Annotated in this window: 9 protein-coding genes; 1 reads left to right on the top strand and 8 read right to left on the bottom strand. The window is 60.7% G+C overall.

Going from position 1 to position 8570, the window contains the following annotated elements; genetic code table 11:
- Positions 1-424 precede the first annotated feature (424 nt).
- The 6 genes from ACTOWK_RS23385 to ACTOWK_RS23410 all read right to left on the bottom strand — a co-directional run bounded on the left by ACTOWK_RS23385 (position 425) and on the right by ACTOWK_RS23410 (position 5911).
- Positions 425-1006, bottom strand: a complete 582-nt coding sequence (locus ACTOWK_RS23385) for an SgcJ/EcaC family oxidoreductase (protein WP_441332473.1) — start codon at positions 1004-1006, stop codon at positions 425-427.
- Between the two features lie 241 nt (positions 1007-1247).
- The gene (locus tag ACTOWK_RS23390; protein ID WP_441332474.1) at positions 1248-1856 is read right to left on the bottom strand and encodes a superoxide dismutase family protein; all 609 of its coding nucleotides are present in this window, start codon (positions 1854-1856) and stop codon (positions 1248-1250) included.
- Between the two features lie 2 nt (positions 1857-1858).
- The gene (locus ACTOWK_RS23395) at positions 1859-2227 is read right to left on the bottom strand and encodes a YcgJ family protein (protein WP_441332475.1); all 369 of its coding nucleotides are present in this window, start codon (positions 2225-2227) and stop codon (positions 1859-1861) included.
- A 234-nt stretch (positions 2228-2461) separates the two neighbouring features.
- Entirely contained in the window at positions 2462-3052 is a 591-nt protein-coding gene (locus tag ACTOWK_RS23400; protein WP_441332476.1) for an ankyrin repeat domain-containing protein, read from the bottom strand.
- Positions 3053-3098: 46 nt separating this feature from the next.
- Positions 3099-4622: a catalase gene (locus tag ACTOWK_RS23405; protein WP_441332477.1), complete on the bottom strand. Its 1524-nt coding sequence runs from the start codon at positions 4620-4622 to the stop codon at positions 3099-3101.
- Positions 4623-4879: 257 nt separating this feature from the next.
- Positions 4880-5911 carry a LysR family transcriptional regulator gene (locus ACTOWK_RS23410; RefSeq protein WP_441332478.1) on the bottom strand — a complete coding sequence of 344 codons (1032 nt, stop codon included), beginning with the start codon at positions 5909-5911 and terminating at the stop codon, positions 4880-4882.
- 974 nt (positions 5912-6885) lie between these two features.
- Here ACTOWK_RS23410 and ACTOWK_RS23415 point away from each other — a divergent pair.
- Positions 6886-7533: a response regulator transcription factor gene (locus ACTOWK_RS23415; protein WP_441332479.1), complete on the top strand. Its 648-nt coding sequence runs from the start codon at positions 6886-6888 to the stop codon at positions 7531-7533.
- 122 nt (positions 7534-7655) lie between these two features.
- Here ACTOWK_RS23415 and ACTOWK_RS23420 read toward each other — a convergent pair whose 3' ends face one another.
- Both ACTOWK_RS23420 and ACTOWK_RS23425 read right to left on the bottom strand, forming a co-directional pair.
- Positions 7656-8054, bottom strand: coding sequence for a transposase (locus tag ACTOWK_RS23420; RefSeq protein WP_441332480.1), 399 nt, complete (start codon positions 8052-8054; stop codon positions 7656-7658).
- A 180-nt stretch (positions 8055-8234) separates the two neighbouring features.
- The coding region (locus ACTOWK_RS23425; RefSeq protein ID WP_441332481.1) for a hypothetical protein at positions 8235-8570 on the bottom strand (336 nt) is incomplete at its 5' end.

Here is an 8570-nt window from a genome sequence, read left to right on the forward strand (position 1 = left end):
GATGCTCGTGCCATCGGGACACGCCAATTCGGGTCGCGGTTCATACCTGGAGGTCCTGATGATCTCGATGGGTACGGCGACCGATGCTCCAATGAGCCGCGATAGCAGCCGCTGCGTTCATACAGGTACTCACCGGAACAGACCCGGCAAACCGTAATGCTCGTTCAAAGGGAAAGCTCCGTAAGAAAGAGACCGGTAGGGGATGGTTCGCCCTCGAGCCAAGGACCGTACCCAGCCGCTACCCACCTTGAAAGTATTCGGCCCAGGGAGGGAATGGTTACACTCCCTGCCAGACAGGAAGGAATGGCAGTTCAAACCGAGCAACGGCGCTACCTTGCTCTTGAAAGTCGGCGCGCCCACCATCCTTCCGAGACCTATAACGCATCCATTCGGATCGACCCGCCGGCGTCGCCGACAAACGCGATCATCGACGCGGTTTCGCGCCGCCGGTGTTGGCGATCGGCTCCGGCATGGCCGAGGAGTGATGGTGGGCGATCAGCCACTTGCCGTTGCGCCACTCGTATACGTAGGTATACCGCGCATGCACGGCCTTTCCATCGGCAAGCTTGAAGGTGTAGGTGCCTACGTCTTGCGCGACATTGCAGCCGATCTTGATGACGCGCTTGTCGATCGTGCCCTGCGGCTTTCCCTTGAGGAACTTGACGAAGTAATCGCGCATGGCGGCGCGGCTGGTGCGCGGCTCGTTCGACAGGGTCGCCAGCAGTACGCCATCCTCGGCATAGTTGGCAATGACCTTGTCGGGATCGCCGGTGCGCAGAGAATCATTCCAGCGGTTGAACAACGCCGCGACCTGAGGCTCGGTGACCTGGGCGCAGGCCGACTCCATCGGCGCCTGCGCTCCAGCCGGCATCGAAGCCGGCAAGAGGAGCATTGCCGCTGCGACCATAGAAGCAGTTAGAACCGTATTCATTGAGGACTCGCTCATTCGAAAGATTGATTGGGCAGTAGAAAGAGCTCGAATGGATAGTCGCGCGAGCGTTTCCATGGAAGCTCCTGTCTCCATTCGTTTCGGCATGCAGCGGGCCGCATGCCTCAGATGTGTTAGCGGCATGGTCGGCCGCGCTATTCCACGGGCGATAGCCCACGCAGCCGCAGCAGTTGAAGCAGTTGAAGCAGTTGAAGCAGTTGAAGCAGTTGAAGCAGTTGAAGCAGTTGAAGCAAGCTACGGCATCCGGCAGCAGCGCTCTTATCGCCGCGAGAGCGACTTGACCTGCTGCCAGCAGCCGTTACCGCGACGCCGCATTCGCGACCCCATTCGGGGCAGCCTCCAGCACCCCGCATGCGATGCGTTTCCCGGCGTTGCCGCTGGGCTGACTGGAGTAGTCGTCCGGCTTCGCGTGGATGACTAACGCGCGCCCCAGGATGTCGTTCTCGCCGCCACTGCCGAGGCTGGCTCCATGCACGAGCGCCCTGACCGTCGCCTCTCCTTTGGCGTTGGCGACGATATTTTCCATGTCGCCGACGTGGGGCCCGCCAGGGGACGCACGGCCATGCTGATGACGGTATGGGTTGAAGTGGTCCCCGGCACTGCTGGCATCGAGCGCGCTGCAGTCGCCTTTTTCATGGATGTGGATCGCATGCACCCCACCGGCCGTCAAGCCGGTGACGGTGCCAACCACGGCCATCGCCTGTCCTTTGGGCGAGACAGAAAGGCGTCCCTCGACGCTGCTTCCCGAGGCGGGCCGTAGCGACACCGCGGCCGCCGCCTTCTCCTCGTCTCCCGCGCCGGGCCGCGATGGCCTCTCGGCGTTGCCGCAGGCACAGATCCCCAGGCTGACCGCGAGGGCCATGCCGATGCGCGAGTATCTACGCCCTATCGCATTCTTGATGTTCATTCTCATAGCCTCGACAGATCGTGTTTCCCGAACAGGAACTCCGTGTATTCCACGGACACCGCGCTGCGCTGCCCCTCCGGGCCGTAGTAGCGATCCTTACGGCACAGCCGCTCCCTTACATCGCAGAAGATTCCATTCGCTAAAGTGAACTCGTACATGTCCATGTCCTTATCGGCGAACGCATTCATTGCCGTTCTCATGCCGTTATGTTTTTCGGTCAGCGCGTGAGAAAGCCCTTTCTTATTCGCGCAAACGTAGCGATCGCAAAGCACCCCTGGCTCCGGCGTGCGCACGGCGTTCTTCCGCTCTGCCTGCGCCGATGTCGCGATCAGGACGATCAGCAAGGAAATGGAGCACTTCAGTTTCTTCATGTCATGGTTCTCATTCGAATCGGGCGAGGTTGGACACACGGGAAACCGACTTCGTCGTCGTTTCGATCAAGTGCACGGAACGTATCTGCGAATCGGAAGTACCGATTCGCCCCTGGTTTTTGCCTTCTATCGCGCGGAAGCCGACGCCGCGCCTGCCGTGCAACATTCCCTGGGCGCGGATGGCCTTCGACGACTAAACGCGGAGCAACGGCGCCGCGCCCGGGGAGATACGGATCACCGGCTCGCGGATTCACCTGGCGAGCGCCCGTCCTTGGCCAGTCCGGATAGACGCTCGGCAAGCTCGACGCTTCCTTGCCGACGTGCCAGTTGCTCCGCATCGGCGCCGGAGTCGTCCTGCAAACCGAAATCCGCACCCCGCTTGGCTAGCGCGTCCAGCCATTGGTCGCGCGAAAATAGTGCGGCATACATCGCTGCGGTCTGACCGGCGCTATTGCGCTGATTGACCTCCGTACGCGGGTCGTCCAACAGGCGGCGGACCGCATCGTCCGCCCCTCTGAAGAGAGCGCCCATCAACGCCGTGTTTCCGCGCTCGCCATCGGCCACGTTGGGGGACGCCCCCGCTTGCAGCAACGCTTGAATCGCCGCATCTCGCCCGTGGTAGGTCGCCAGGATCAGGGGCGTGAACCCCTTGGCGTTCCGGGCATCCAGATCTACGCCGTTCTTCGCCAGGGAACGAATCAGCTCAGCGTCTCCGCTCCGCGCCGCTTCGAAGAGATACTCGGTGAGTTCCTCTCTGGACTTCTTTACCGTGTCGACAGGCTCCGCCGCGAACGCGACCGCCGGCAGAGCCAGTAAGAGAATCATTACCCATGCCATTCGATGCATAACGTGCTCCATTGAAGGCCGGGCCTTATTCGCTCAAGGCGTCCGCCAGGGACTGCACCCGGCCGACGTCGGCCTTCAGCGCCTTGGCGAGACCTTGACCGTAGCCGGCATCGGCCTTGTAGAAGTACGAGAGCATCGTGTAGCGCGCGACATCGTCGCTCACACGTCCCAGGTCCCCAGCGAGGTTGGCGACCAGGTTGCCCTTGTCGGTGGCCGACAGCGACCGATAGAACTCTCCGGCCTGGCGAAAATTCAGCGTCTTTGCGATTCGTTTCTGCTGAGTGGTTCCCGAGAGCGGCAGTTCGCTGTATCTGTGCTTGCCGTCTTGAGGTTTCGGTGCCAGGCGGGAGGGTTCGTAATTCACGCTTCCGGTGCGCATTCCGGCATTCGATGCGCCGTCCTGGTTGTTGCTGTTGATCGGCACCTTCGGGGCATTGATCGGCAGCTGAGCCACATTGGTCCCGACGCGATGCAACTGAGTATCGGCGTAGGCGAACAAGCGCCCCTGGAGCAGGCGATCCTCGGACGGCTCGATGCCGGGAACCAGGTTGGAGGGCGCAAACGCCGACTGCTCGGTCTCCTGGAAGATATTCGCAGGGTTCCGGTCCAGAACCATCGTGCCGACCTTGACCTCGGGCACTCCGGACCAGACCTTGGTCGGATCGAGCGGATCGAAGTCGAAGTCGTCGAGCTGATCGGGCGTGAGGACCTGCATGTACAGGTCCCAGCGCGGATGCTCGCCGCGCTTGATCGACGAGATCAGATCGTTGGTGGCGTGATTGAAGTCGCGTCCTTGAACTTGCTCTGCCTGTTTCGCCGTCAAATTGTGCTCGCCTTGACGGCTGTCCCAACGGAACTTGGCATAGACATACCCGCCTCGCTCATCGACCAGCTTGTAGGCGTGAACGCTGCTGCCGTCCATCTCGCGATAACTGCGCGGGGTTCCGTAATCGGAATAGGCCCGGGTCAGCATATGAGTGGCCTCGGGCACGTGCGAGAAGAAATCGAAGAACCGGTTCGGGTCCTGAAGGTTGGTGTCCGGGCTCGGCTTCAGCGAATGCACCATGTCCGGGAACTTGATCGCGTCGCGGATGAAGAACACCGGAAGATTGTTCCCGACCAGATCCCAGTTGCCTTCCTTGGTATAGAACTTCGTCGCGAAGCCTCGCGGATCGCGCAGCGTTTCCGGCGAGTGATTGCCGTGGATCACGGTCGAGAACCGGACGAACACCGGAGTCACAGCACCCGGCTGCAACACCTTGGCCTTGGTATACCTGCTCACGTCGCCGGTGACTTCGAACCGTCCGTGGGCGCCGGTGCCTCTGGCGTGGACGACGCGCTCGGGAATGCGCTCGCGATCGAATCGCTGCAGCTTCTGGATCAGATGCACGTCCTGAAGCAACACCGGTCCGTCCGGGCCGGCCGTCTGGGAGTTCTGGTTGTCGCCGACCGGAGCGCCGTTGTCCTGGGTCAAAGAGGACTGGGCGAGCGCCTGTCCAACGAAGAGTTGGGCGACGACAATGAGGACTAGCGAACTTCGCTTGCGCATCTGATTACTCGTTGAGTGAAAGATCTGGAGATAGCCTTTCTCAGGCGCCCGCCCTCGTCCAATACATTTACGCGATAGATTCAATTCACAAGAGTGATTGCCTTGGCACTCGTTGCGCGTACTGCAACGGCTGCATTCACCGCCAACAACCCGACTGCTTGCCGGTTGCGCAAAAGAAAAAGCCGCACGACTGTCGTGCGGCTCTTCTTGCCGAATTCATCTGTGCTCGGCCACACGTAGCCGACGAGGACCTGCGCCTAGCGCTTAGAACCGAAGACCTGTTTCTCCAGCGTCATCGATGCCCCGCGACGATCGCCGTCCTCGGCGTTCGTTTCGACACGATTTTTCTGGCTCAGCGCACCCTGCATTCGTTCGGCGAGAAACTCGACCAGCAGCCGCACCTTCTGCGAGGTCTTGCGACTGACCGGATAGACCACCGAGATCGGATCCGGAGGAGGCGAACATCCCGCAAGCAAAGCCACCAGATCGCCATTGCGCAAGGCGTCCGCCACCAGATAGTCCGGCAACTGCGCTATGCCAAGACCGGCCTTCGCCGCTTCAATGAGGTGGAATATGCATTCGCTTCGCATCCGCTCGCGGACCCGACAGGAGCGCAACTGAGCGCCGTCGCGCAATAGCCAATACGCACCGGCGTGCCCGCGCGCATGCAGAAGCCCCTCATGGTCTTTCAGCATATCGGCGGATGTCGGGGTTCCGTTCATCTCAAGATAGGCCGGGCTGGCACACAACATGTTGTTGCCATGCCCGATCACGCGCCCCACCATATCGGAGTCCGTCGACTCTCCGTTTCGGATTGCGACATCGAACCGCGTTTCTCGAATCGACGAATCCCGCTCTTCGATATCCACCTTCAGCTTGATATCGGTATAGGCGCGAGCGAACTCCGCAATCGATCGAGTCACCGCAGGCACGCACAGTGAAGATGCGACGGAGACTACGACCGTCCCCCGCAAGCCGCTGTTCCAGCTCGCTATTTGACGATTGGCCTCTTCTATGGCTTCGAGAATGCTCAGGCACTTAAGGTAGTAGGCCGATCCAGCCTCGGTGGGGCCGACGCGCGCACTGCTGCGATCTATCAGCCGCATGCCGATCCGGTGCTCGATACCGCTTATGCGGCGGCTGACCACGGATTTCGACACGCCCAGCGATTGCGCCGCCCGGGTGAAGCTTCCTGCGCCGACGACGGCCACGAATGCGGTCATGCCCACCACGTCGACGAGGACTCCTCCCCGCGACGGAAGCTCGCAGCTCTCTTCACCCAGCCTCATGACCTACGCTCAAGAATCGTCTGACTGCACATGAGAGGCCACGGTGAGCGCACGTATTTATTCGCCATCGGAAGTACGCCTCGTCAGACTATGCTCGACATCAATTCATTAAAATTGGGAATTGTCTTAGGCAGCTTCGCTCGGCACAGATCAATCATCGCAAGCGCTCTCCGGACTTCGTTACCGACAGCACAAACCGGTCCGTTCGCCTATTCGATCTTCAACCTGCGTACGCGGGGCCGAATCAAGAAGCCGGCTTATCCGTACGCTGCGCCCGAAATCCATTCTTGGCTGAAGAGCGTTGGCCTGCACCGGGTTCGAACTTCCTTTCCTCGCACAGATAGCTCCGAATCCGCAGGGCGCCTATTCATTCCAAGCCAGACGGTCCGCCTCTACCGATCGAGGTTCTACTTGCGACGACGCTCGACAAGACTCGCGTTGAGTCGGCTATCGACGCATTTCAGAGAGAATCCTCCTTATCGTCCGCCTACTTCGCCATAACGTGACGCGCTACTGGCTTTAGCACGCAGCGATCATCCTCATGCGATTGCACCAACCGGCGACCGAAGCTACAAGATCCTTAATGCCCGCGAACATCGCACCTCACGCAAATCCGGGCTCGTGTCGGAACATCGTTGGCCACCGCATCGATGCATGCGAACCGATCATCCGGGTCGATGAGACGTCTGCCAGCCTGGCCCGTTGGCACGACGGCCCGCATAACCGGTTTGTGCTATCCAGCGATTCAGCGGCCATAAGGTTCAGCCAGTAGAATTGGCCTCTTACTGGAAGCGTCTTGCCAAACGTGCCGGTCCTGTCGGCACCGAGCTCATCGCTTGCGCATGGGCGATGCTCAAAGCCCATCTGGCCGGCTGCAAACACCGACTCGCGAGGGCGGAGGTGAGCGACAAGAAAATGGAGACAAGTTCGGTGTTTAATGATAGCTACGTCCCGGCCGCCGCCAGGCCAACCCAGTGAGCACCCAGCAGAACCCTGCAAGGGTACTCATTGCAGACGACCACCCGGTCATCGTGGCCGCGCTCTCCGAAATGCTGGGTAGCGCCTTGGATATGGATGGCATCCGCATCGACTCGGTTCCGGATGGGGATCGTCTACTGCAGACCCTCGAGAACCACCTCTTCGACTATCTGGTCATGGACTTGCACATGCCCGGAAAGCTCCAGAGCGTGTCGCTTCTGCGCGCCGTGCTGGATAAACAACCCCGACTCCAGGTAATCATCTACACGGGGATGGAACTTCCTTCCCTTGCGCTGACCACGCTGGAAACCGGCGCTCGCGCCTTCGTTTCGAAGTCGAGCCACCCGAGCACGATAGTCGAAGCAGTCCTTGCGGTGATGCGCGGCAATACCTACACCGATCCCACGATCGATATAGGCTCGGCCAAGAGTCACCCATGGCGTCAGCTCAGTTCGACAGAGCAAGCAGTCGTCCTGGCATTGGCTCGCGGCGAGAATCTTCAAGCGATCGCGTTGGATAGCAACCGCAGCTACAAGACCGTCACGACCCACAAGTACAACGCCTTGCGTAAGCTGGGCCTGAAGTCGAAGGATGAGCTGTTTCGCTATCTCGAGAAGCATGGGCTAGGCCACCTGCTTCAGTGAGACTCCACCATCGAGTGCGCAGGCCGCGGCTCGCCGCCAGCTACCGGAGCAGTGCCCGGGCCCTCGACGCGGCGTTTCAGCGCCCGAGCCGCCACCGCCGGCAACCTGCGATTTACGCGTCTCTATTGATCTGGACCGATCCCCTCGGAAACGCCACGGGCGCTGCGCAGGCTTCGTTTTTGCTGGGAATACTGCTGCTGTCCCAGGAGCGAACCCAGTGCATGAGCCACTACCGCCTTTTCGTGGCCGATCGACTTTTCCACCGTCCTCCATACCCCGGCTTTGCACCAGCGCATGTAGCGCACGTAGATAGGCCGCCAAGCGCCGTACATCGCCGGAATCTCGGACCAGAAGGCCTTGTTGCAGGCCACCCACAGCACCGCTTCGACGAAGCCCCGATATTTGGCCTTTTGGTTTCTCGCTCTGGCGGCCAGGTTCGACGGAAGCGCCTCATTAATCCGGCGCCATTCCAAGTCGCTCAGTATGGCGACACTCTGCTCCACCGACGATTCTTCGTTCATAGAAGCTCTCAAAGAGTCCACTTAAATAAGCCAGCGCCATTATTCAATAGCGCGCCGTGAGATCTTCTCGAGCTCCGCGTCCAGGCCGTGCCTGGAACGACGGGGGAAGCTATGCCGACGCGCCTTCGTAATGCCGCCTCCTGAGCCTAGGAGGCGGCGCAAACAGATGGTCGATTACGATCAGTACGTGCCCACCATGTTCAAGAACCACCCCTTGTGGTCGTAATCGAAGTTGGTCAGGTCGTCGCTGAACTCGGTGAAGTTGTAGCCCACACCGACGCGGAAGTTGCGGCCGATATCGCGGTCCACGCCGATCAGGAAGCCCTGGCGCTCGCCGCCGTCGCGCACGCCCAGCCAGCGGTACTCGGCCAGGGCATGCCAGGTTTCGACGAACTCGTAGCGGGTCTGCACCGCGGCGAAGGTCGTCGCCGAATCGGCCCACTGGCCTTCGAGGCGACCGTAACGCACTTCGCCTTCGCGACGCGCCAGCTTGCCGGCGAACTCCCAGTGGTGGTT

This window comes from Lysobacter sp. CA196 (assembly GCF_052078695.1).
In the GTDB taxonomy this organism is placed as follows: Bacteria; Pseudomonadota; Gammaproteobacteria; order Xanthomonadales; family Xanthomonadaceae; genus Lysobacter.

Bases quoted from the DNA above. Each gene is read 5' to 3' on its own strand.
- ACTOWK_RS23385 (WP_441332473.1), bottom strand. From the start codon at position 1,006: ATGGAAACGCTCGCGCGACTATCCATTCGAGCTCTTTCTACTGCCCAA.
- ACTOWK_RS23390 (WP_441332474.1), bottom strand. From the start codon at position 1,856: ATGAACATCAAGAATGCGATAGGGCGTAGATACTCGCGCATCGGCATG.
- ACTOWK_RS23395 (WP_441332475.1), bottom strand. From the start codon at position 2,227: ATGAAGAAACTGAAGTGCTCCATTTCCTTGCTGATCGTCCTGATCGCG.
- ACTOWK_RS23400 (WP_441332476.1), bottom strand. From the start codon at position 3,052: ATGATTCTCTTACTGGCTCTGCCGGCGGTCGCGTTCGCGGCGGAGCCT.
- ACTOWK_RS23405 (WP_441332477.1), bottom strand. From the start codon at position 4,622: ATGCGCAAGCGAAGTTCGCTAGTCCTCATTGTCGTCGCCCAACTCTTC.
- ACTOWK_RS23410 (WP_441332478.1), bottom strand. From the start codon at position 5,911: ATGAGGCTGGGTGAAGAGAGCTGCGAGCTTCCGTCGCGGGGAGGAGTC.
- ACTOWK_RS23420 (WP_441332480.1), bottom strand. From the start codon at position 8,054: ATGAACGAAGAATCGTCGGTGGAGCAGAGTGTCGCCATACTGAGCGAC.